The organism is Pseudomonadota bacterium (genome assembly GCA_018823285.1).
GTDB lineage: Bacteria > Desulfobacterota > Desulfobulbia > Desulfobulbales > JAGXFP01 > JAHJIQ01.
The window spans coordinates 1-24151 of record JAHJIQ010000021.1 but is presented as its reverse complement, the minus strand read 5'-3'; the positions used below and the strand labels follow the sequence as shown (position 1 = coordinate 24151).

The window sequence follows — 24151 nt, the reverse complement described above, 5'->3', positions numbered from 1 at the left end:
TCCGATATTAAATACATAGGTGTCATCACCATACCACCCTTCCAGATGATCGTTGCCGGTGCCGCCGCTAAGCGTATCATTACCGCTATTGGTTATGATCGTATCATCTCCACTGCCACCACTGACAATATCCACTCCGTTACCGGTGGTGATTACGTCGTTACCGTCTCCTCCGTCTACAGTGTTATTGCCCTGACCGGCGTTGATCGTATCGGCGCCGCCACCGCCGTTTAAAATGTCATTGGCGTCTATCGCGTTGATCGTGTCGTTACCGTCACCGCCGTCGATTACCCCGTCATGGGTGTTATGCCAGTAATTTATGGTGTCATCACCGGCTGTTCCTGTCAGGTTGGTGAACTGGGCAATATCAAGAACTGTTCCATCGGCAAACTCGAAGTTCTCGATCCGGTTCCCGTAATTCTTGAAATCCTCAATCGTGATCTTGTCGGTCAGCTGATCAATGGTTGCAGTCGGGTTATTCGGATCTTTAATCCCGATGACCATGTCGGTAGCTGTCTGGGTTACCAGTAAATCCGATGCGGTGATCCCCACGCCAAACTTCAGGGTATCGTTGCCGCCCCAGTAGCCGTTATGAACGTATGTGTTATAGCCGTGGCCTTTAGTGAATTGTCCATCGTAGATCGTATCGGAACCGTCTCCGATATTAAATACATAGGTGTCGTCTCCGTACCAGCCTTCCAGATGATCGTTGCCGATACCGCCGGTTATAATGTCATTTCCGGAACCGGTGATAATCGTATCGTCTCCTGCGTCACCAGTAACAACATCTTCGCCACTGCCTGTGGTGATCGTGTCGTTACCAGCCCCGCCGGAAACAGAGTCCCCTCCGTTGCCGGAGTTGATCACGTTATCAGCGTCATTACCGGTAATCGTGTTTGCCAATGCGTTGCCGGTACCGTCAATGGCGGCACTGCCGGTCAATACAAGGTTTTCAACATTGTCCGACAGGGTGTGACTCACGGAACTCTGAACTGTGTCAAGACCTTCATTTAAATCCTCAACAACCACATCTCCGGCATCATCAACGATATATGTATCATCGCCCTTACCGCCGGTCATTGTGTCGGCGCCAGTGCCGCCATCCAATAGGTCATTACCGTCACCACCATTTAAAATATCATCACCGGCCTCGCCATAGATCGAATCATTACCATTGTCACCATAAACAGTATCATTACCATTGCCGGTGTATATGGTATCATCTCCATCAATCCCATAAACCAGGTCATCTGCGTCCTGGCTGAAGATAATATTATCCTTGGCTGTTCCCATGATCTCGCCACTACTGACTATAATCCCCAGATCATCCAGCAAAGCAGAGGTTTCGGCAGTAATTCCATCCTGGGTAGCCTCAGCCCAGGTGCGCAGAGTCGGAACACTCTCCTGCCAATACGCTTCGCGCAAATCAGGGCTTATGTTCTGGATAAGTTCGGTCAGATCGGCTATTGCATCGTCTGGATTCAGCGCATAAGCGCTATCAAGCATCTGCTGCACCTGGGTAAAATCGAAACCGATTCCGTTTGCGTCGATGGTCAGATCAATAGCATCAAAATAGAGTTTGAGATGCGTCTGCCTCGACAGACTGTTGTAGATGGTATCGGAGATATCCTCATAGGCATTATTGTATGCCGTCTTCTCGTTTTTAAAGACACTGTCAAGAAACGTGGTCGGCGCCTGGCCGGTTATTGCGTCAATAATCCGGACCCGATACAGCGTTTCCTGATCAAGCATAGGTTGATCATAACCGTCAGCAGCTATATATCCAGGAACGCTTTCACCACGACGAAGTCTAATAACGTTGGTTGAGGTGTTCGAATATGTCCAATTAACAAAATACTGCCAGTCCTGAACAGGGGCTTCAGTGTACTGCGGATCGGTTTTGGCCCATTCCAGCAAAAGACCATCAAGAAGCGCCTTTTTTTCCATTCGTGTTTCTGCAGCCACATAATTTGTGAGAATATCGGCTAAAGCCGGTGACATTGCCGCTGCCTCACGAAGATCACGAAGCCTACCCATGCCCTGGATATCCGGCAAGTTCTGCAATTCAGGTGGGATTTCTATGGAGTCTACATATTCACTGCGGAAGGTATCTTCCATCAGATTTATATCGGCCATACTGCCCGTTGTGCCATCTGTTCGGGTAAATGTGCCGATTTCGCGATAATAACCACCTTCCAGGTTGGTACTGGCACCACTTATATTGACATACCCAGTATCAAGGCTTTCAACTCCGACTGCATCCAGGGTAAAGAGTTCTTCAGCCTGCGACTGCCCATCCTGATTAAGATCACGCCAGACTTTCAGTTCATTAAAGGCTGTATCCTGGGCATCGACCTTGCCATCAAGATTACTATCAAGGTCGGTTAGGGCCGCGAAGCCGTTCTTGGCCGTGCCGCCGTTGGTTAGGGCCGTGGAGTCGCCGAAGAGTTCAGCGCCGGAATCGATTGCGCCGTTATTATTGATATCCCGCACCAAGAGGCCGTCATCGCCCTTGATCCAGCCGCTGGTGGTGCGGATACCATCGCTGTTGCCGTCAAACAACACACCGCTGCCGTTCAGGGCCGAAACCGTCTCCAGGCCGTCACCATCCAGATCCAAGGTCAGCGGGTCATAGTAGACGATCCGGTATGTGCCATCGCCGCCACCGTCGGAATCAGCTTGATCAGATGGCGAAAAGATACCATCAAGACAACCTTCAATGGCATCACTTAAACTTTGAATTGGTCCATCAATAGCATCCGCCAGCATTCCGACGTATTTTTCACCAAATTCAATAAAATTGTCACGAAATTTATCCCCCAATCCTTGCAGAAATCCATCCTGACTTTCAGGAGATAAATAATTATTGGCTATGTTTGGTATAACAGGCCGTCCATTATACCCATCCACTAAATCGTCAGTGGAAAAATAATCACCAAACTTTCCCGGAATATCTCGCCCTTCATTGAAAATATCGTTATTAAACTCAGTACAATTCCTTCCATCACCTGGGTCATTTGGGTTTGATATCGAATCATAATCAAGAGGTGCTCCTTGCTGTGTCTGATGCAACAAATTGTCAATTATTGCCATTTTGGCATCAAATTCAGCTTGGCTAATTTCGATTACAGAAGAGTCAATATGAGGCCTTTTTGGAAGACCAGTAATCGGATCTACATCGAGCATTTCGCTCTCATCGAACAACCCTCCCCAGCCCTCCACAGGCGACTCGTTTGGATTATACCAACTTGGCCGCAAATTGAATCCATATGTTATTGAATTTCCGTCGTTATCAGTTAGCGTAAAATTAGAATGACCTGGTATCCCATCAGTATAAATATGAAATTGTATAGTAGCCATTTACATTCTCCTTTTATTTGATGTTTTAATTGTTTTTTCTATATAATTTTCGTTGTCAATACTATAAATCAACTTTATATTTTCAAATAATTTGTTATAAACATCATTGTTTGTTATAGTTCTTACATTGATATCAAATGTTTTCAATTCTTCGTCATTGCACGAAAGTCCTTCCCATGCATTAATGGCAAATTTCGCCGAGTTTCCTCTTTCTTTTATTTCTTCAATATGTCTATATGATTCAGGATTTTCTAGATATTTACATGGATTTTCTATCGAATCATAAAAGTTCCTTTCTAATTTTTTATCATTCAATAATTTTTCAGGAACATATATAACTGAATCAAAAACATCTCCTAAATAAAATCCAACATACCAATTAATCACAGGAATCCATTTGATAATCCTATAAATATTATTTGCTACCCCCTCTTCATATGCTCTTATTGAAGTAACAGCAAAACATTTTCCAAGTTCAGCGGATGAAACAGAGTTGTCAGGCATTAATGAATACATATCACCATTTTCGTTTATCCTGCAAAAATGCCTTGGAACTCTTGCATCGCTGAATAGCAATTTTAATTCTTTGCTTATAATGGTTTTTGTATTGTTATAATCCTCTGTTTTTAACAAAAGCGCCCGGTTGACAGCGCCTGACACATAATAGGTAATTTTCTCTTTCTCCCTTGACTCATTTGCCATATTTTGCCGTTTGATAAAGTAGGCGAATCCGGCAATGAATGTGATAAGCAGCAGCATAAACCAAAAACGGAAGGACTTAACAAACCGTTTTGGTTTTGTTGAAGGTACTTTGTCATTGTTCGATGCCAATTCTTTCCTCCTTATATTTCGCAGTATTTTCAGCCATCAAGCCATCCCAAATCATTTCATTTCACGTCCGATCCTATTTGTCCCTAATAACCGGTGAAGTATATCCGTCCAAGGCAGTAGTCAAAACAAATGGAGCGTTCCCAGGAGCGAGATTGGAATAAATCAACCGGTGAACGGCAAAGAGGACAAATTTGTACCCCTCACTCCAACCAAACATACAATGCGTTAGAAATAACAACTAGGCAGAGCTGTTGTCAAGGATATTTTGCACTTTTTTCTTGATAGGCATAACACATTGATTTATCACGTTTTTTTTGTCAGGGATAATTATTTTGCTTATAAATTGAAGCTTCCCGCGGCAGATAAGCGATAGACTTCGAGCTGCAAGGAATGGGTTTTGCTTTGCATGTTCAGTGGATATTTTGGCAGATAACCACGTCTTTGTTGTTTAGCGATTCCTGAATGAAAGATGGGGTACCTGGGGACTTCCTCAATGATTGGATACTTTAGCGCCATCTCAGGCGTTGATGTTCACCGGACGCTGATCCCCTCATCCAGGTATTTAATGATCGGATAGATGAAAAACTCGATGACCCTTCTTTTCCCGACATTAATCTCGGCGGTTACACTCATGCCCGGTGAAACCAGGGTTTTCTTGCCATCGATGATCAGGGAGGTATCGAGCATGGTTACATACACCTCATAAATCGGCCCCATCTGCTCGTCATCGATGCTGTCCTTGGCAATGTGCCGGACCGTACCATTTAACGTGCCGTATTTCTGGAAGTTGAAGGTGTCGATCTTGACGGTGACGTCCATGTTCTGGGCAATGAAGCCGATATCCTTGTTTAAAACCTTGGTCTTGATTTCCAGCAGGGTATCGGAGGGCACGATGGAGATGAGTTTTTCCGCCGGGCTCACCACTCCGCCGATGGTGTGGACAAAAAGGTTGCTGACATACCCGGCTGCCGGTGAAGTGAGCTGCTGCCTGGCATTGAAATAGGTGGAGCGGTCGATCTCGGCCTTGAGCTGAACATAGTTTTTGCGGATACTTGAATACTCGGTCAGCAGGCGATTTCGCTCTTCTTCCTTGATATACTCAATTTCCTTGAAGATCTGCTCCTTGCCGGCCAGAAGCTCTTCAAGCCGGTGGTTGGCGGTCTCGACATCGTTGGTATGTTTGAGCACTTCGCTATAGGATGAGTCGTACTCATTATTACTGATCAGATCCTTAATCTTTGTGAGACGGGCATGGCGTCCATCGGCCATCTTCAAGAGAGTTTCACTTTGGCTCTTACTGTTCCTGACCGTTTCCAACTGTTCCTGATTCTGCCGGAGTTCCTGGTTTTTGATCTTGAGCTGGTTGACAAGTTTTTCTTTTGTTGATTGGTAAATATCCATTTGGACCGAAATAACGTCTTCACTAAAGAGTGCAAGGTCCGGGGCGAACGGTTTGTTTTCTATAAGAGAATTGAGGCGTTGCAGCTCGAGATCGAGCTGGTTGAGGTTTTCTTTCATTGACTCAAGTTCCGGCTCGATTCCGGACGGATCGATCTCTATTAATACCTGCCCCTTTTCCACAAAATCACCAGGCTTTACATGAATGGCCCGCAGCACACCGGTGGTCAGCGGTTGCAAAACCTTGACTTCACCCTTGGGAATCACCTTGCCCCTTGAGGTAACCACCACATCAACCTTGCCCAGACACATCCAAAGTATGGCAAAAAAACTGGCGGCAATAATGATCCAGAAAATCGCATGCCCGAGCGGGTTAACCGGCTGCTCCTCGATTTCGACCAACAGGGGCTTAAATTCGTGGCTGTCGTCTTTTGAATTTCTCATTTCAGGTATTCTGCTGGCTGTGGAGATGATAGTAATAATTTTTCTTTTGCAGCAAGGTATCATGATTGCCCATTTCAATAATCCTGCCCTTGTCCATGGCCATGATCATATCGCAATCCTTGATCGTTGAAAGCCTGTGGGCGATAAAGATTGTGGTTCTGCCTTTTTTGATGCCGGCAAGATTGTTCCTGATAATTTTTTCGGATTCATAATCGAGGGCGGAGGTGGCCTCGTCAAAGATCAAGATCCGGGGTGAGGTGATCAGCGCCCTGGCGATAGCAATTCTTTGCTTTTGCCCGCCGGACAGAGTGGACCCCCTCTCGCCGACCGGAGTGTCGTACCCTTCCGGCAATTGAGTGATAAACTCGTGGGCGCCTGCCATTTGCGAGACGTGGATAATCAGTTCCATTGGCGCATCCGGTTTGGGCTGGGCGATGTTGTCCCTGATGGTGCCGCTGAACAGGTAATTCTCCTGCAACACCACCCCGATATTAAACCGCAGCCACAACGGATCAAGATGCCTGATATCGATGCCATCGACAAAGATTGTGCCCTGATTGGAAATATAGAGCCTCTGGATGAGCTTGGTTATGGTGCTCTTGCCACTGCCGCTGCGACCAACAATCCCGAGGCTGGTGCCGGGAGGAACGGTGATTGAAACATCATCGACCACGTTTGGTCCGTTGGGGCTGTATTTAAACCCTAGATTTTCAAGTTTAATGTGGCCTTTCAGCTGCGGCAAGGTGATAGCTTTTTCCGAAGAAACCTCAACCGGGTGGTTTAAAATATCGCCAAGGCGATCTACGGACAACAGGGCCTGCTGGAACTCATTCCACAGGGTGACCAGCCGCAATACCGGGCCGGAAAACTGCCCGGCGATCATCTGAAAAGCGATCAACTGCCCTACGGTGAGTTCGTTATTAATGACCGCCTTAACCCCCAGATACAGAATGCAGATGGTCATCAGACGCCGGAGAGAGTTTGATAGCGCACCGGAGATATTGCCCATATTGGCAAGTTTGAAACTGGCTTGCACATATCTGCCCAGATGGTCTTCCCATTTCTTCTGCATGCTGCCTTCGACGGACAGCGATTTTACCGTCTGAATACCGGTGACCGACTCAATGAGGTACGAGTTGGATGAGGCCGCCATCTGAAATTTTTGCTCCAACCTCCGGCGAAGTTCCGGAGTGATGGTCAGATAGAGAATGGCAATGATCGAGACAAACCCCAGAACAATGAAGGTGAGTTTGGCGCTGTAGAGAAACATTACCCCGATAAATATGGTGGAAAAGAAAAGATCGATAATGACCGAGACCGCCTTATTGGTGATAAACTCCCTAATGGTATCAAGCTCTCTAACCCGGGCGGCAATGTTGCCGACCTGCCGGTTTTCGAAGTACGCAAAGGGCAAAGACAATAAATGTCGGAAGAGCTTGGCGCCAAGTTTAGCGTCGAGCTTGTTGGCGGTATGGATGAAGATATAATTTCTGGAAACATTGAGCAGAAACTCAAAGACGATAATGGCAAAAAAGGCAATACCGAGCACGTCCAGGGTGGTCATGCTTCGATGGACAATAACCTTATCGAGAATGACCTGGGTAAAAAGCGGGGTGATCAGCCCGAATAACTGCACGACAAAGGAGCCCAGGAGGATTTCGCCGATAATATGTTTGAATTTGATTATCTCATTAAAAAACCACCTGAATCCGAAGGCCACCTGGGAGGAGATGAGCTTATGCTTGAAAATGATCATTTTGCCGGAAAAAAGGTCGGCACTGTCGACAAGATCAATCTCGGAGGTTTGCTTATCGCCGGGTTTAAAGATCAGGGCTTTGCCAGCTTCTTTATTAACCTTAAGCAGGACTGCATAGCTGTTATCATTACAGATAATAACGGCAGGAAGGGGATATTTATCCGCGACTTCGATAGGGGAAAGATTTTTTACTTTTGCTTTGAAACCAAGGTTTTTGGCTATTCTTAATATTTCATCGGAACTGACCTCATCACTCTCTATGCCGTACTCACGCACAACCGAACGGATATCAACGTCGATCTGATTAATGCGGGAGACTATTTCAAAGCAGACCAGACCGGAATTTATCTTGTCGTCGGAACCTGTCTTTTCAGTTGCTGATGTCATTATAAAATTGTAGCTCCAGGCTCTTTGCAGCCATGTCAATTTTATTTAGTTCGATTTTGGTTTTGCTTTCCAGAAGTTCAATATGCCGATCAAGGTAGGAAACTCGTTCAATTGCTTTTTCGTTGGCCAACCTTTTTGACATTTCAATCCTTTCCTCGGCCTTCTCTAAATATGATTGCCATTCATCTTTTGAGGATTCCAGGATGCTTAGCTCATTGACAATACTATCGATTCTGGCCACCAACTCTGCCTTTTTCCTGTCCCGCAACACCTGCAACCTTTCAAGCTCGGTCTTCAATCGCCCTCTTTTGTTGACGGAGCTGAAGCCTTCAAATATTTTAAAGTTAACGGTCACCCCTACAGATGCATTCGTCCGGGACATGTCATTGAATGACTCGGTAAATTCATTCTCATCCCGCCCATATAACCGGTAGGAAGAATAGAGGTTAAAACTTGGCAACATCTCGCGAGTTGCAGCGCTTAACTCTTTTGCTTTCTTGTCAATCTCCAGGTCATACACTACAAGATCCGGAAAACTGTCTACTGACGGGGTTATAGTTACTGCCATATATTTTAAATCCGCAAAGGTGGTATTTTCCGCCCCATATTTTTCACCGACATAAAACCCAATATTCACCAGTACGGATTCAATCTCTCTTCGCGTGTCGGTGATTGTGTTATACAGTTCGGCCAGCTCCACAGCCGCGTCAGTGACTTCAAGTTGCCCGACCCTGCCTGCTTCCTGCAACCGCTTATTGAGGTAATACTTCTCCTGCAGAAACTGGATAATTTTGTTCTGGTGCTGCAAATTCACATAATTTTTCAACCCTCTTGCATAAATATCTAGAAGCTTGAATTTGAGATCATTGCTGGATTTCTGTAAGTTTGACTCTGAGATACGAGTGTCATCTTCCGAAATCCCAACTTTCTTTCCCCTGGCGCCAAAATCGTAAAGGTTATAGTTCAAATTCACGGATAATGAGTGCTGATAGGTTGAGTCACTGCCGGTGATAACCGTATCCCCGACATATGCTGTTTGTTGGGATTCCTTATCGAGATCGTGCAGATATTCATTGCCGAACCGCATATAAATTGTGGGGAAGTAGAGCGCTTTTGTTTCTTTCAGTTTTATATCGCTAATAGATTTTTCGAGCGCAGCAACTTTTAGATCATGGGAGTGGATTATTGCTTTTTGCAGCAACGAATCAAAATCCAGTTCAACCGCCAGAGCAGAACCGCCGAAAACAACAGCACAAAAACAGGTATAAACGAGGAGAGAAAAATACTTTCCTGTCCGCATCATTACGATGTGAAAAAAACTATAATTATTGATCATTGAACCATATTGCGATTTTCTAATTCCATGCTTGAGATCTTGAGTCAGGTCGATAAAGGAAATTTTGAGACTGTCTTTCCACCCTAAAACCACCATGCCTAACAAGGTAGACACTATTAAGAACATAAGCCGAAAATGTCAATCAATTTGTCAGAGGCCTATTCCCTTTAAGAAAATAATCGTTAGAATAAATACTGATTCGAATAGCTTCATGTAACCCTTGAATTCTTGGGAAACCAAGGCGGACACATGGTCGCTGTCAGGTGAAAACAAAAAGGCCGGTAACCCAAAAAAGGATACCGGCCTGAAAAACTTGGGCTGCTTTTTATTTATTACGACTTTTTCATCTTGGGCGCTTCCGGGACGTTGTCGCCGTGGCACTCCATGCAGTTGAACTGGCCGGTGATCCCGTTTTCCTTGGCGCAGGAGAAATCGCTCTTGGAATCATACTCGCCGGCTTTCCATTCATTCAGAAATTCCACCAGCCGGTAGGCGGTGCTGGCGGCAACCCGGGCGCAGCGGTCTTTTCTTTCCGGGCTTCCCAGGGCGTTGTCGGTCGCTTTCATCCACTTGCCGACGGAGATATGGCAGAGCGGAGATTCACTGGTCGTGACCGGGACCTCCTTGTCCAACCGGGCCTTTACCGGCTTGAAGGTAGGCAGAGGGGTTGACGAGTACCAGTCCATGATATCACCGGAGATGTGATGGGCCGCAGGTGAACCGGCAATCCGCGGGCCGATGATCAGATTCGCCACGATATTGGCACCGGCAGGAGATCCGCAGATGGTCCCCCAGCCGACCTGTCCGCCCTCAAGGAAAACAAAGGCGTCGTTCGGGAATGATTTATAGGGTTCACCTACTTTCTCGGCAAGCTGCTGAAAGACGCTGTTGATCACCGCGGCCCCGCAGAAAACCCGGTACCATTCGTTGTAGGCGATCTCGGCGGTTTTGGCCGGATCAAGTTTTTCATAGGGCCAGGGCCAGCTTTTGGCTTCGCCGCTCTTCGCTTCGGCCAGATTCAGCATTCCGCCGAAATGGGCGATGGCGGCCCCTGCTGCAACCGCACCGGTTCCTGCCAGAATTCGCCGTCTGATCTGACCCTTGCTGTCCAGAACATCTTCCTGTTTCAATTGTTTCTCGGTCTCGCTCATTTTTTCCTCACATTTTCTGCCGCATTTTGCGTTTACCCCCAATAACCGCACCCGGTACGATCTGGAGAATCTATGGAACAATGTGATACAAGCTAACACCGTGTTACCAGCTTGCAAATGTGGCAAATTGTCGCACCTGAAATCCGCAGGAAGCTGCATGAACAAAATACTATCTGAGCATGGAATTCCAATCGATCCGACGAAAAGTAGCATGGAGAAGGTGATCGTCATCAACACGATTCACAACGAGATCGGTGAAAACTTCTTGGGCTGCCGGAATAACAAGATCGGCTGGACAAATGGCATCCCTGTCCCCGATATAAAGATGGGTCGGAACAGAAGTTGATCCTGACCGGAAGCGATCAAATTCAGGGAAATTAAGGGCTGGCGCCAGCAGAACAACTCTTGCCACCTCCGATCCATATTCGATGGCATAAACAGACGCCATCAACCCCCCGAAACTTGAGCCGACCAGCACCAGATTGGCCCTGCCCGCCAGAAAGCATTTGAGTTGCACCATCCGTTCTTCGAACGATCCAATAAAATCGCAGATCAGCATGCCCGGAAACCTTTCCTTGAACCATGTCCCTTTTGTGCCCCGGCTGCTGCTTTCCAGTCCGTGAATAAAGACCGGGGTCATTTCTGCGATTTCCCGTCGGGGGTGATCCCGAGTTTCTTTCGCCAGAAACTCCCGTAAAGCGCGCCCAACGGATTGTTGGCGAGAACCCGGTCTTTGACCGCAAGAACGGTCACCGGAGCATCGGAATATTTCTGAAAGAGGATATCATGCCCGATACACAACCCCAGCTGGATGTTGAGGTCGGTCCCCGCCCGGTTCATGATCCCGGCCTGACCGATGGGATTGCAGGCGACTTCGAGCCCCTCTTCCTTCATCCTGATCATCCCGTATTGATCTTTATCGATCCCGGCAATCTTGCAGATTGCGGACTCAACTTTGAATGATTTTTTCAGGTACGCAGCTACCAGCGCCGCCTCTTCCCTGAGACTCACACAGAAAGCGAGACCAAGCTTTTCATAGCCGGCCTCTTTGGCAAACATGGCAATCTCTTCCAGCCTGCACAATGAATTCCCATGGATCTTCCGCAACAGGTCGCTGACATTCTGAAAATCGCGGTTTTCCTCACCCTCGTACCCGGAAAGATCAAGTTTTCCTCCGGTACAATCGAACCCCTGGGAATTGCATCTGTTCCGTGGTTTCTGTCGACATTGTGCACAATCCATTTTTCAAATTCCCTTCAATTACTTTCTGGAAAAAATTATCCCGGAAAAGTTACTGTGATTCCCATCGGCTTCACCGTAAAGGTGGAATAAAAAGCACCAACCCGGGGATGAACGCTGAAAAACGAAGTAAGGAAAACTCCGGTTCCCGCCGGGAGAAGCTTGACTTGAATCATTTCTGAAAAAAACAATCCGCGATAAAGTGGAATCATTAATAAATCAGGGAGGACACCAAGATGCAACTGGTCAATGACCTTGGCAACAGAAATATCAAGGACGCCATCGAAGAATACCCGGAGATCGGCTCAATCCTCGGCAGATATGAGATCGGCTGCATCAAATGCAGTGTGGGAACCTGTCAGCTCAAGGATGTCGTTTCCGTTCATTTCCTCGGTGAGGAGATTGAAAAGAGGATCGAAGAAGAGATAAATATTTATCTGCAGGGCCTGTAATAAAGCTGAGTTGAGCAGCTTGCCTGCTCGTGCGAAACTTATACCCGAAGGGTGCAAACGCCTCTTCTTCTTTTAATTCCACCCCCTCCTAAGGTTAGTCCCTAACCATTTTTCTGCATTCAGATCCCCTCTTATTTCATCGTTGAAGACATTGTATCTCCTGCAATCATCCTTACCTTTTTAGTAAAGGATACTAACAAGATTACCCCATACAAATGGAGGTTCATCATGGCAAGCAGAGAATATTGTTCGAACATCGCTGAGGAGCTTGAAGTGTGGAGCAACAAACTCCATGACCTTTCAGGAAAGATTGACAGAATCCCGTCAATCCAGAAGTATCACCTGCTACCCCAGATAGAGGATTTGCACATCATCATGACCGAGCTGGATGACCGGCTCTGTGAATTGGTGACCACCTGTCCTGCTGTCGAAGGGTATTCAACAAAGGAGCGTGTCGGCCGGAGAGACCTTAACCTGAACAGCAGGGAGTCCTTTGACTATGACTTCGGTGGCTGAGCGGAGTAGCTTCTGCTTGAAACCTGCTGATTTCACCCTGCAGGGACTCACTTCAGTACCCCCTTGAGGGGCATAAGTCTCGATATCTCGCAGGCGTTGCTTAACGGCACGAGGAGACAAGCTCCACAACTCAGCTTTAACCGATTCAGGCCGCAGGAAATTTGCGGCCTGAATCACCCCTTGGACTGAAAACAAATTGCATGAATGAAGGGCATGGTGATGAATATGAAAAATGAAAGAAACAGAATATGCCCTACCTGTCAGGGCAAAAAATATCTCGAAGGAAACTGCGAATGCAACATGGAATGGCGTGGCAATCAGAAAGGTGATGACTGGGAGGATTGCCGGTGCACTCCGAAACTGGAATGCAGCGCCTGCTCAGGCACCGGATATCTGAAAACGGGTCCCACCCGGTAAGATCGAGGCCCCGGGAAATCCGGATGTATGGAGCGAACGTCGATCGTCCTCGATCCGTGGGATGGGTTTGCCTTTTCGAAAAGCATTTATTATGGAATTAACTTTTCTTCCAAGGTATTGTTCTATAAACTAAATGACACCACTGATCATTCAAACGGATACGTCAGCTTTTCTCTAACCGGATTATGAAAAACAGCCAGAATAAAGAGAATGAAAAAGTCGATTTCACCCTTGAGGAATCGGCCGAACAGCTCTACCGCCAGTTCGCCGGCATCGACGACACTGTCAGGATAAAAGAAAACAGCTCTTCCCAGTCGGCCCTGATGCGACTCTTAAATCAGCAGGAGAAACTGCTCGACTATTATCGCCTTCTTCTGTCAGAAACAACCTGCCTGTTTGCCGGCATTCTTGAAAACAGCCACTTTGCCGCTTTGGCCCAGGAGAATGAAAAGAAGATCAAAGTCTTTCTCTCCTCTCTGAAAAAGATCGCCCAGTTCCCTGAGTTCGACGGCAGGATCTTCTGCCGTCTGCGCGGGCAGCAATGTGCGTCAAAGGATATCGGTTCCGAGATCTACGATTACGAGCTGTCCTTCGGCAACCTGCTGGTCGATCACCATGTGGCGCAGATCGTCGCCCGGAGAGACAAAGGACACGGCAAGGTCCTGCATGCCAAACTGCTTGAAGCATTCAAGTCATTAAGCGCCATGCACATTTTCAACTTCTCTCTGGATGTCGGCAAGTGTAAGGAAACGGAACTCAAGGAGGTCGAATCAGCACTTAGAAGTTTAATCCGTTATTATTCCGGCCAGAACACCCAGGACTCCTTTATTGTCCACGATGAATATGACCGGCCAAGCATCAATCTCACCCTTCTCGCCGCCGGCAGCAACGTAAAACCTGCCGCCCTGCAGAATCTGGTCAACAAGATCAGACCGATGATTCTTGGCTCAAAGCCGGACAAGGGCCTTGACTGCTTCACCACCGTTTATGATGCCATTCTCGCCTCCATGGTCAATCGTGGAGAAATCGAAAAAATGGTGATTGAGGTAAACAATGCCCAATGGCTGATGCAGAACCTCCATAAAGATCCGGAAAGGGCGGTTGAGGCGGTGAGAGCTTCCAGACTGGTTCTGGCAAAATACGGCAACAACCCCAGAATGGCCTCCGAGATCATCTCCAGTATCAACAGTGAAGGCTACAAAGACATCAAACCCGATGTCATGGGCAAGCGGTTGACCAGGGCAACCGACTTTCTCCAGCTTGCCGAAGAACACATCAACCGTGAATCACTCCACAGTGAAGCATTGAGGAACATTGAAGAAGGACTCGACCACCTTCCCGATGAGATGTATGACTCCCTTTCCGTCGACGGAAAGGAGTTCTCTACGGTGAACGACTCTGGTCACAAAACCGGGTGGTCGCTGCATGAAAAGATATTAAGCCTGCTCAGTTTCTTCACCCGCAGGTCGGCGATCAAGAAAAAAGTCCTGGATCTCGCCCACCGCAAGGTTGAATTTGATGATGAGGATTATGAAGTCATTGCCAGGAATTTCTCCATCACTCGCAAGGAAGCGGAAAAACTGGTTGTTCTCCTCGGCGACTGCTTTGACGACCAGGGAAATTTCCGCAGAAAGTTCTTTGAGAATAATATCCCGCAGTTTCTCCAATACGGGATCAAGGTTTTCGGTATCCTCTGGCATTACCTGAAAGAGCTTTCCAAACGAAATTCACGGGTTACTTTCCTGAATGCCATCAGACCCCTGGTCGTCGAACTCGGTAATCCCCGGGAAGCCCTCAGAATCCTGCTTGCCGATATTTTTGACCGGTCGGCGGTCATTAGGTTTTCCGACCGGAACGGACTGGTGCTCGGCACCGTCCTCCTTCGTTTCGGCCAGTGGACTGAACTCAGCCACATTGAACTGACCCCTGAGGACGTTCTCGACTCCAAAGACGGGTTGAACCGGGAAATGGTCGATGAAGCCCTTAATTTTCTTGAGAAGAACCACGACAACCTGATCCAGAAGTTCAGACGAATCACCATGCTGCTGCTGAAACTCTCCGCCCAGAAAGAACTCGATGACGATATGATGAGACCCAGGTTTCTCCTCTATCTGATCCGCGAACTGGTGATCTTTCTCTCCCTGGTCGGCGGCGATTCCGCCAAGTCGATCATTCATGGAGTGGTCGAGGAATTCGGCAACCCGAACTCGTCTTACTACAAAGAAATGAGCAACAAAGAGAATCTCCGCCACTCGCTCCAACTCCTCCAAGTGGCGGCCCGGGGGCTCCGAAGGTTCAACGATCCCCAGATTCTGACTATTCTTGACGACGTTGTCAGACAGGAAGCAGCCTTTATCGACCTTTACGACGAACCGGATCCTCTCAACCATGTGCAGCGGGTGATGGAGCGAATTCAACAGCCGGACTAAACCGGCCTTGCCGGCAATTCAGGGTTTATTGGAGACATCTATGCTGAAAACTCTTACCCTCACCTTTTCCGGAATCATTTTCTTCCTGTTTTTTTCATTCCCGCATGCCAGCCGGGCCGAAGTTGACAGCCCGATCAAATGGAGTGAAAAAGAACTCAAGATACTGAAATCTCTCCAGTTGAAAAACCTCCCCCCTCTGCCCAAAGACCCCTCAAACAAATATTCCGACAATCCCAAAGCCGCCATCCTGGGAGAGAGAATTTTCTACGACACCAGGTTCAGCGCCAACCAGAAAGTGGCCTGCAGTAACTGCCACCTGCCCACTTACAGCTTCACCGACAATCTGCCGCTGGCCAGAGGGATGGCGACCACCGCCCGACGAAGCATGCCGTTCATCGGACTGGCCTACAGCCGGTATTTCTTCTGGGACGGACGCAAGGACAGCCTCTGGTCACAGGCTCTGGGGCCTCCGGAAAGCGCGGTCGAGCACGGCATTTCCAGAACCACCTGCGCGACCCTGATCTACAACTACTACCGCCCGGAGTATGAGGAAATATTCGGCGCGATGCCGGAGATCAACAGTAAAACCTGCCCGACCAAAGCCATCCCCAACCCCGACGATAAGGAAGGGTATGCCGCCTGGCTGGCAATGTCGGAAAAAAACCGGAAGGCGGTCAACCGGATTTTTGCTAATATGGGCAAGGCGATTGCCGCTTTTGTCGCCCGGATCGTCCCTGCTCCGGCCCGGTTTGACCATTATGTGGAGGCAGTACTCAAAAATGATCCGGACGGGATGAATGTTCTCAGCCCCGACGAGCAGCTGGGGCTGAAGCTTTTTATCGACGATGAAAGGGTGAAATGCATCAACTGTCACCGCGGTCCGTTATTCACCAACGGGGTATTCCATAATATCGGGGTCTCTGAGCAGAGCAAGGGCGAGTATGACCGCGGTCGCGCCGAAGGCATCAAACTGATGCAGGAAGATGTATTCAACTGCAAGGGGGAATACAGCGATGCGAACCCCAAAGAGTGCCGATCATTAAATCTGGTCCCGCTGGAAATCAAGGAAACTGGGGAGATTATGGAAGGGGCATTTAAAACACCCAGCCTGCGAAACAGTTCAGCCCACCCGCCCTATATGCATGACGGCAGCTCAAAGACCATGATGGACGTGATGATCTTCTACAAGGATCACTCACCCCAGCTGAAAGACCAGGAGCTGACCATGGATGAACTCCGCCGGCTCGTTGCCTTTATGGAAACCCTGAACGCTCCGCTGCGGATTCTTCCTTTTGACAGATGATCTCCCTCGTCGATAAAGGATCAAAAGCTCGGAGAATCGGGCAAAGGTGCTGATTCGATAAAACTCTGGACTATTTACGAAGGAGAGTAATCTTCAACATTTCTCCGGGCTGCCAGAGCCGCATTCTCGGCCCCCAGGTCCCGGTGCCGCGGCAGACAATCAGAACCATCTCACCAATTTTATATGCCCCGGCGATTCTCGGGAAAACCCGCTTTACAAGATATCCGAAAGGCCAGATCTGCCCACCATGGGTGTGCCCGGAAAGCATCAACCCGACACCATTTGCCGCGGCACTCTCCACCTGCCAGGGTTTATGGGACATCAGGATCAAAGCGCCCTCAGGGACATCCTGCAGGGTCTTTTCGATAACAGTCGAAGAGGTGTCGGGACGACGGTCGGATCTTTTCCCTTCCACTCCTGCCAGGGTCAATCCCGGCGCAATTTCCGTGAAAGAGTTTCTGAGAACCGTTACCCCGGATTCATCCGTCAGCGCCCTGATCACCGCCTCACCACCATAAAATTCATGATTGCCGAGGACGCCCCAGACTCCAAGAGGGGCCGATAGTTCACGCATTGCGGCAAGAATCCCGGGCTCTGGCCGATCATGCCCTTCGTAGATATCGCCGACCAGAAGGATGATGTCAGGTTTTTCGGCCATAACCTGAGCCACCCGGTTGGAAAGCCAGCCGGCCCCAATCTGGTTGCCAAGGTGCATATCGGAAAGGACTACCATCACCGCGCCGTCAAGTCTTTCCGGCAGCCCGGACAATCTGACATCATGCTCACTCACCAACGGAGCTCTCAAACCCTGAACGAGAGCGATCAAAGTCAGGAGAAACCCCAGCATTAAAGCACAACTTCGCAGAACAGGGAGCTGTTTTTTGAAACCAAGTCCGAACAGAGTGATCAGGTCGATAACCAGAAATGAAACGGTAATCAGGAAAAGAGCCGCCATCCAGACCATGCCGGCAAACTCCAGCACCGAGGCAGCTGACGAGTGCCCGCCATGGCCATAAACCCGGCCAAGGAAAAAAATCGACCAGAGAACAAATGCGCCTGCACCGATGAGTTTAAGCGGGAACCGCCTCCTGACCCCCGGTATGGAACATAACCGCCTGAAAGCGTAGAGATGAAAGGCAGAAATGATGGAAACCAGAATAATTCCAAACATTTAAGGAGAATATAACATAACAGGTGAAGAGTAAATTACATTCTGGAGAAAGCAAGGAGGGAGGAAGCGGAATCATCGCATCCCCAATAAGTTTCTCCTCACGGCGGCATCAGGGAGACAAAAGAAGAAACGGCGGGCTAATACCTGAATCCGTGACGGCTGAGTGCAATCTGCCGCCTCAAGTGACTGTAATTACCTACAAAGCTATTGCTCGGGGGCGGGAACAGATATTCACCCGCCGCCCTGCGGGGCGTCCGAGAACGGCACAGATGCAAGGCGACGACGATGTTGATAATACATATGTTATATCAACGAGTTTTCAACGCAGCAGATGTGCCGTTCTCGAACGCTCACGGATTCAGGTAGTAGAGAAAAAGAAGATGGGAGAGGTTGTTTCCTGTCCCCGACCAACAGTGCTACTTTCTGTAACAGCACTTCTTGTATTTTTTACCGCTGCCGCAGGTGCAGGGCTGATTGCGTCCTATCTTCTCCGAGCGGGCCTGGGGCGGCTTGACGAATTCTCCATCCACATAAAACCATTCGCCATCCTCCTTGACAAAATTGCTCCGCTCATGCTGGCCAAGTGCGTTCCCGTTATAGCTGTATCTGGCGATGAATTCGACAACACCATCATCGTCACTCTCAAGGCCTTTTTCAGTCTCGACAATTTCAAGGCCGGTCCACTCTATCTTCACCTCATCTTCAAAATCTTCACTCGCTGGGCGGGTGGAACTGTGACAGGTCCGGATCACGTACCCGTAATCATCTTTCGTATAGGCGGTATATCGCGAACGCATCAGGGCTTCTGCGGTCGGAGCGGCACTCAAACCCTGAAGATAGGGTTCGCAGCACACAGCATATTCATTCCCGGAACTGCACGGACATAGAGTCATTGTTTTTCCTGTTCAGTTTGTTGGTTTTAAAAAATTGTCGCCATTCCCGGTAAAGATCAGATTCTTACCCTTCAGAGAAATTCCTGGAGAACCCTTGCATGATCTGTCGCCCCGAAATGCAACAATAGAATCTCCTGATACAACCGCCGATTCAGCCACCGGCAAGCTTGACCTTATAGCCCTCTTTTCCAAGTTCTGCAATCAATAGCTGCCGGTGATCTCCCTGAATTTCAATCACACCGTTCTTGACCGCCCCGCCTGACCCGCACTTTTTCTTCAGGGTACCTGCCAGCCGCTTCAACCCGGTATGATCAAGCTCGAGACCGGTGATCAGGGTCACGCCGCTCCCTTTGCGGCCTTTAGTTTCACGACTCACCCTGACAATTCCGTCACCTCTCTGTATTCTCTGACCAGTCCTACACCGGCAGTCAACGTGAGGCTGATTACACCCGGAACAGAGATGCGACTGATCAGTCGAATAAACCAAATGATTTTTCAGCTTCTTATAGTATTTCATGATGGTAGCCAGATTGAAATCAGAAGAAATCAGGGAAAGATTTCCGGAGAACAAAAATCTGACCCTTGATCCAATCACCCCTGTCTTTACGGATATCTGTTTCGAGACATTCTCTCACTTCCAGGCCGGATTCACAGCAGATCTTCTCCACAAAATCCCTGCTGTGCGCATAACGACCGGACTGTTGGAGACAACATCCACCGTCACCGGCAGGTTTTTCGACAGAAAAGGCAAACAATCCCTTGTCATCAAGCCTTTTGCCGATATGATGAAAGAGAGGACCTAAAGCCCCGATATAATTGAGAACATCCGCCGCAATGATCAGGTTATAGCGCTCTTCAGTCGCCGCAAGAAAATCGATGAGATCAGAACAGTGAAGTGTATCATAGTGCCCTTTCCCCTCTGCCTTAGCCAGCATTTTCGACGAGATATCAACCCCGGACAACCTGTGACAAAGCCCACGAAAAGTCTCGCCGGCAAGCCCGGTCCCACAACCCAGATCAAGAACCGATTCGAAACGGCATTTCTCTCCGGCATGGCACATAACTGTTTTCATCAATGATAACGGAGTGTTATACTCAAGTTCGTTAACGAGCGAGTCGTCAAATCCATCGGCATAACTATCAAAAAGGTCCCTGACATAGTTTTCAGGCATTGATGTCCTGTTTGAACCAATCAGAGCAGCCAGCATATGATCGGCGATCTCGGTCTGATATCCAAATTCAATCGCCTTGCTGTAACACTCTATGGCCTCGTCAACATTGCCGATGGTATGGAGGATAACAGCAAGGTTCGTGTATGCGGCACCATAATCTGGTTTTAATTTGACCGCCTCCCTGAAACAACTCTCTGCCCTGTCATAATTCTTCAGCTGCTTCCAGAGTTGACCGAGGGAATTATGGAGATCACCATCATCAGGAGAAAGTTCGATGGCATAAGAATAGAGCTTCACAGCTTCAATCAGATTCCCTTTCCGGGTATGGGACAACGCCAGATTATAACAGGTGTCGATATCGTCGGGGGCAAGCACCTGAGCCCTTTCATAAAACCCTATCGACTCATCATAGTTGCCGTTTTCATAGCTGATGGCACCAAGATTATAGAAAGCGGGCGCATAGGTATCATCCAGTGCCACCGTTTTCAGATAGCATTTCCTGGCCTGGTGCGACTCATTCCTGTGCTGGTGGACAATCCCGAGATTGTAATACGCATCAGCATGATCAGGTTCGGAATCTATCGCCTTCAGATAGGTGTCTGCGGCAGCATCGAGGGCCCCCTGATCCCGATAAGCGCCAGCCAGATAAAAAAGCACCTGGTAATTGTCCGGGTCATGCTGCAAAACCCGGTTGTAATGTTCGATCGCTTCTTCCACATACCCGTTACTATGACAGATAGTAGCAAGATTGAAATTCACCTGGATATTCTCCGGAACACACTCAAGGACGGTGCGATAGATGTTTTCTGCCCGTCTGGTCTTTCCATTTCCATGAAATTCAACAGCTACTTCAATGAGTTCTTCGATTGTCTTGTGGTACAGGGCCGGGTCTTTTCCCGATACACCCTTCACCTGTTCCCGGTGAGTATCTTTTTCCATTGTTCTGTATGTTTGATATTCAAAAATGATACAGCCGAATGACAAGCCATCGGCCCTGCGACAATGGACAGTGTATTTACCAGAGCAGAAATATCGAATCAAGGCAAGCAGACATTTTTTTCCAAAAATAACCGGAAGAAAATTTAAAAATTGGCCGCAGAAAAGCCCTGCCATCCATTGATTGTCTGATAAGGTGAACTGGCGGACAGCAGGGCCCAAAGGAGGGAAGAATGTTTTCCCTGTTTCAGAAACTAAGCACTGGCTAGCAGGATGGCAAATAAAAGAGGTCCGGTCACCGCCCCCCTTTTCGATCTTCATGAGGCAACCGGACCTCAGGGAATGAAACCTGCCGCTAAATAACCACAGCAGGGTAATGCTGAACCCCAGGTTCTGCTGTTCAATATAACTACCACATTGTGGTTGTCAATACATACCGAGAATATTCCAACGGACAGATTGGTTTTTGGATTAAAAAGAATAGCGATTGAGAAAAGAGTAGCGAAGGAATGCGGGGTGGTAAAAAAGACAAAAAAAAGCCCTGTTGCCAGTTAGATCAATTCTTATATCCTATCTTCTTCCCCCAAAGAAACCAGGCAACAGGGCAATATAAAATCGAAAGGAAGATCTAAAATAACGTCACAAGATAAAAACGTCAACAGAGTATTTGTCTGCCAAAGTCTCTTGCCGGACAAGAATCAACATAAAAAATGATATTTCAACCACATACACAACATTAAAGAAATATAACCCGCGAACGTCCAATTTTTCCACACCCACAGGAAACGTTGAATACAGCGAAGGAGCACCACCCTTAAGTTTTGAGACTAGAGGCAAAAAAAAATGGGACCAACCGTTCCCGGTTAATCCCATGGTATAAAATGGCGGGGCCGACGAGACTCGAACTCGCGACCTCCGGCGTGACAGGCCGTATTAATGCGTATTCCACCCTACTTTACAGCCATTTAGAGCCGTTAAAAGCCGTCAATTTGAATTGAAAGCCGTCAAAAAAGCCGTCAGAATCAAAATCAAATCGCAAAAAGAAAGTGTGTGTGAATAACACCCTCTGACAGGGTTGTACAGCTGTACCAGAAAGTGTTCAGCAATTCACACGCATAGCGAATTTTGTTCGCAATTTCAACGAGTCCAGCGAAACACTCTGAAACACCCATCTTGAGACTGCTCAAAACAGGTGTATTTTTTGACTGTATTTGGGGCAAAAAGGGCGAAAAAAACCTCCATAGAACCTCCCCGGCAAGACGAACAAGGAGGAAAGGCAGTGATGGTGAGTGATTGGGGGTGTTTGTGGCCATTAATAATGGGTTTAGTGTCGAGCAAACCACGTCAATTGCTCCATTAACAATAACCAATATCATTAATGCTAAAAATAATAACGCTCATACATTGACTTATAGATAAACAATGCCTAACTTCTCCCGAATCGGGTGCCATAAAGGCACTACAGGCAGTATGTATCAAGAAGGGGGAGATACACTTGGTAGTGTCAGACGAACATAACAAAAGCCATCAGGAAATCCTAATGGCTTGGGTTGATGTACTTTCTAACCAGTTGGGTACATCATTTGGCCGAAAAATCTCATCAGCCAGGTATAAAATGAATTCGCACTCATTTTTGTACATGATGTGGTTTTTCAGGTCAAGACCTTTATTATCGGCTGGTCTGGGGGTGACCAATGTAGAGGACTAAAAAAATTAAGTTAAATCAATAATCAGCATCCCTTCTGGCGTGGGATAAGCAGTACAAACTTTTCTCTGGAGGAAAGAGAAATGGTTAAGAAGTCTTCTGTATCAACAACGAAAATCGGGAGGGACGCCAGAAATGGTAAATTCATCCCTGTAAAAGAAGCTCAACGTCGGAAAAGTACCGCCATCGTTGAAACCATTAAACGTAAGAAATAATTTAGGGGGAAGAATAATGCCAACTACTGGCCAAATCGTAGAGAAGTCAGGCATATACGCCTGTACCAAATGTGGAAATGAAATCACTTCGGTTAAGGGAGAGCGGTTCCCTCCCTGTGCCCAGTGTAGAGGAACAAATTTCCGTCTGGTACGGGCAACAAGATAAACCTAAATCAAAAAATACCGGGAGGCATAACAGCCTTCCGGTATTTCTTTTATCAATCTAATCATCAATAAAGAAATCAGTATCAACCTTCTTAACTTCATAAGTCTCAACCGTTGATACGCCCAAGTTGTAATCTATCATCAGGTCAACAAGTTGTTCTCCGTCAATCAGGACTACATTAGTATCAATCTTGGAGGCGTAATCCCTGGCCCCCGATGTAAAACTACTGGTGGTGATGAATATTCCTTTCTTGGCCTGCTGACCGTGGAGTGCCCCAACAAACTTCTGTATCTCTGGACGACCGACTGAAGCCTCCCACCGTTTAGCCTGTATGTAAATTATGTCCAGACCAAGTTTATCCTCTTTGATGATGCCATCTATGCCTTCATCGCCACTCTTACCAACAGCTTGACCGACGTCCCTCATGGAGCCACCATATCCAAGCTTAACAATCAGCCGTACGACAAGTTTTTCGAAAAACTCAAAATCATTAGCCATAATCTGCTGAATCAACTCATCGGCTAACTGATTCCGTAAGTTCAAGTGGGCTTCTTCAAGGGCTTCTTCAGGAGTTTTGTCGGTAATAATAACAACTGGTTGAGGGTCAGATTTTTTTGGGGAAGGTTGATGAAACTTCTGGAACTCTGGGTACTGCTTGAGATATTTCACGTTCATCGTTTCGGGCGGGTCAGCAAGAACACTTTTCCCGCGTTCTGTAATCTTGAAACAACCTCTTGTCAATCAGCGTTGAAAATTGACCCCCTGTCAGCGTCCAATATTGACCCCCCTCAGGCACAAAAAAATAGTCATTTTCTGTTCTTCAACCTCCAGCTTTCGTTGCCGGTTTCGATAATGTCGCAGTGATGCGTAAGTC

19 protein-coding genes are annotated in these 24151 nt (G+C 47.7%); 6 read left to right on the top strand and 13 right to left on the bottom strand.

Annotation, left to right across the window (positions count from 1 at the left end):
* The 8 genes from KKG35_06655 to KKG35_06620 form a co-directional block, all read right to left on the bottom strand.
* Positions 1-3360: hypothetical protein (locus KKG35_06655; GenBank protein MBU1737805.1), on the bottom strand; the 3360-nt coding region annotated here is incomplete at its 3' end.
* Positions 3361-4191, bottom strand: coding sequence for a hypothetical protein (locus KKG35_06650; protein MBU1737804.1), 831 nt, complete (start codon positions 4189-4191; stop codon positions 3361-3363).
* A 531-nt stretch (positions 4192-4722) separates the two neighbouring features.
* Positions 4723-6033, bottom strand: a complete 1311-nt coding sequence (locus KKG35_06645) for an HlyD family type I secretion periplasmic adaptor subunit (GenBank protein ID MBU1737803.1) — start codon at positions 6031-6033, stop codon at positions 4723-4725.
* Position 6034: 1 nt separating this feature from the next.
* Positions 6035-8137, bottom strand: a complete 2103-nt coding sequence (locus KKG35_06640) for a type I secretion system permease/ATPase (protein ID MBU1737802.1) — start codon at positions 8135-8137, stop codon at positions 6035-6037.
* A 22-nt stretch (positions 8138-8159) separates the two neighbouring features.
* The gene (locus tag KKG35_06635) at positions 8160-9617 is read right to left on the bottom strand and encodes a TolC family protein (GenBank protein ID MBU1737801.1); all 1458 of its coding nucleotides are present in this window, start codon (positions 9615-9617) and stop codon (positions 8160-8162) included.
* A gap of 227 nt (positions 9618-9844) precedes the next feature.
* Positions 9845-10663, bottom strand: coding sequence for a C-GCAxxG-C-C family protein (locus tag KKG35_06630; protein MBU1737800.1), 819 nt, complete (start codon positions 10661-10663; stop codon positions 9845-9847).
* Between the two features lie 169 nt (positions 10664-10832).
* Positions 10833-11303 (bottom strand): alpha/beta hydrolase, encoded by a 471-nt coding sequence (locus KKG35_06625; GenBank protein ID MBU1737799.1) that lies wholly within the window; start codon positions 11301-11303, stop codon positions 10833-10835.
* A complete protein-coding gene (locus KKG35_06620; protein ID MBU1737798.1) occupies positions 11300-11905 on the bottom strand; it encodes a DUF1847 domain-containing protein in 606 nt (201 codons plus the stop codon). The genes KKG35_06625 and KKG35_06620 overlap by 4 nt, the downstream gene beginning before the upstream one ends.
* Positions 11906-12138: 233 nt before the next feature.
* Here KKG35_06620 and KKG35_06615 point away from each other — a divergent pair, with 233 nt between their 5' ends.
* From KKG35_06615 to KKG35_06595, 5 genes are all read left to right on the top strand, one after another.
* On the top strand, positions 12139-12354 hold the full coding sequence (locus KKG35_06615) for a hypothetical protein (protein MBU1737797.1): 216 nt from the start codon (positions 12139-12141) through the stop codon (positions 12352-12354).
* 228 nt (positions 12355-12582) lie between these two features.
* On the top strand, positions 12583-12870 hold the full coding sequence (locus KKG35_06610) for a hypothetical protein (protein MBU1737796.1): 288 nt from the start codon (positions 12583-12585) through the stop codon (positions 12868-12870).
* A gap of 225 nt (positions 12871-13095) precedes the next feature.
* The gene (locus tag KKG35_06605) at positions 13096-13287 is read left to right on the top strand and encodes an ankyrin (protein MBU1737795.1); all 192 of its coding nucleotides are present in this window, start codon (positions 13096-13098) and stop codon (positions 13285-13287) included.
* Positions 13288-13472: 185 nt separating this feature from the next.
* Positions 13473-15716, top strand: a complete 2244-nt coding sequence (locus tag KKG35_06600; protein ID MBU1737794.1) for a hypothetical protein — start codon at positions 13473-13475, stop codon at positions 15714-15716.
* A gap of 40 nt (positions 15717-15756) precedes the next feature.
* A complete protein-coding gene (locus KKG35_06595; GenBank protein ID MBU1737793.1) occupies positions 15757-17019 on the top strand; it encodes a cytochrome-c peroxidase in 1263 nt (420 codons plus the stop codon).
* Positions 17020-17089: 70 nt separating this feature from the next.
* Here KKG35_06595 and KKG35_06590 read toward each other — a convergent pair whose 3' ends face one another.
* The 4 genes from KKG35_06590 to KKG35_06575 all read right to left on the bottom strand — a co-directional run bounded on the left by KKG35_06590 (position 17090) and on the right by KKG35_06575 (position 21194).
* On the bottom strand, positions 17090-18190 hold the full coding sequence (locus tag KKG35_06590) for a metallophosphoesterase (GenBank protein ID MBU1737792.1): 1101 nt from the start codon (positions 18188-18190) through the stop codon (positions 17090-17092).
* Between the two features lie 416 nt (positions 18191-18606).
* Positions 18607-19083 carry an SEC-C domain-containing protein gene (locus KKG35_06585; protein ID MBU1737791.1) on the bottom strand — a complete coding sequence of 159 codons (477 nt, stop codon included), beginning with the start codon at positions 19081-19083 and terminating at the stop codon, positions 18607-18609.
* A 151-nt stretch (positions 19084-19234) separates the two neighbouring features.
* Positions 19235-19600, bottom strand: a complete 366-nt coding sequence (locus tag KKG35_06580) for a translation initiation factor Sui1 (GenBank protein ID MBU1737790.1) — start codon at positions 19598-19600, stop codon at positions 19235-19237.
* A gap of 19 nt (positions 19601-19619) precedes the next feature.
* Positions 19620-21194, bottom strand: a complete 1575-nt coding sequence (locus KKG35_06575) for a tetratricopeptide repeat protein (protein ID MBU1737789.1) — start codon at positions 21192-21194, stop codon at positions 19620-19622.
* A gap of 1933 nt (positions 21195-23127) precedes the next feature.
* On the opposite strand from KKG35_06575, the gene KKG35_06570 reads away from it, so the two are divergent.
* Complete coding sequence (locus tag KKG35_06570; GenBank protein ID MBU1737788.1) at positions 23128-23277, top strand: zinc ribbon-containing protein; 150 nt, start codon at positions 23128-23130, stop codon at positions 23275-23277.
* A 57-nt stretch (positions 23278-23334) separates the two neighbouring features.
* On the opposite strand, the gene KKG35_06565 is transcribed toward KKG35_06570, so the two are convergent.
* On the bottom strand, positions 23335-23952 hold the full coding sequence (locus KKG35_06565) for a restriction endonuclease (protein ID MBU1737787.1): 618 nt from the start codon (positions 23950-23952) through the stop codon (positions 23335-23337).
* Positions 23953-24151: the final 199 nt, after the last annotated feature.

Excerpts from the sequence above, each read along its gene's own strand:
- KKG35_06600 (MBU1737794.1), top strand. The coding sequence starts at position 13,473 with ATGAAAAACAGCCAGAATAAAGAGAATGAAAAAGTCGATTTCACCCTT.
- KKG35_06565 (MBU1737787.1), bottom strand. The coding sequence starts at position 23,952 with ATGAACGTGAAATATCTCAAGCAGTACCCAGAGTTCCAGAAGTTTCAT.
- KKG35_06610 (MBU1737796.1), top strand. The coding sequence starts at position 12,583 with ATGGCAAGCAGAGAATATTGTTCGAACATCGCTGAGGAGCTTGAAGTG.
- KKG35_06580 (MBU1737790.1), bottom strand. The coding sequence starts at position 19,600 with ATGAAATACTATAAGAAGCTGAAAAATCATTTGGTTTATTCGACTGAT.
- KKG35_06605 (MBU1737795.1), top strand. The coding sequence starts at position 13,096 with ATGAAAAATGAAAGAAACAGAATATGCCCTACCTGTCAGGGCAAAAAA.
- KKG35_06625 (MBU1737799.1), bottom strand. The coding sequence starts at position 11,303 with ATGACCCCGGTCTTTATTCACGGACTGGAAAGCAGCAGCCGGGGCACA.
- KKG35_06620 (MBU1737798.1), bottom strand. The coding sequence starts at position 11,905 with ATGGATTGTGCACAATGTCGACAGAAACCACGGAACAGATGCAATTCC.
- KKG35_06590 (MBU1737792.1), bottom strand. The coding sequence starts at position 18,190 with ATGTTTGGAATTATTCTGGTTTCCATCATTTCTGCCTTTCATCTCTAC.
- KKG35_06575 (MBU1737789.1), bottom strand. The coding sequence starts at position 21,194 with ATGGAAAAAGATACTCACCGGGAACAGGTGAAGGGTGTATCGGGAAAA.
- KKG35_06585 (MBU1737791.1), bottom strand. The coding sequence starts at position 19,083 with ATGACTCTATGTCCGTGCAGTTCCGGGAATGAATATGCTGTGTGCTGC.
- KKG35_06615 (MBU1737797.1), top strand. The coding sequence starts at position 12,139 with ATGCAACTGGTCAATGACCTTGGCAACAGAAATATCAAGGACGCCATC.
- KKG35_06595 (MBU1737793.1), top strand. The coding sequence starts at position 15,757 with ATGCTGAAAACTCTTACCCTCACCTTTTCCGGAATCATTTTCTTCCTG.
- KKG35_06570 (MBU1737788.1), top strand. The coding sequence starts at position 23,128 with ATGCCAACTACTGGCCAAATCGTAGAGAAGTCAGGCATATACGCCTGT.
- KKG35_06630 (MBU1737800.1), bottom strand. The coding sequence starts at position 10,663 with ATGAGCGAGACCGAGAAACAATTGAAACAGGAAGATGTTCTGGACAGC.
- KKG35_06645 (MBU1737803.1), bottom strand. The coding sequence starts at position 6,033 with ATGAGAAATTCAAAAGACGACAGCCACGAATTTAAGCCCCTGTTGGTC.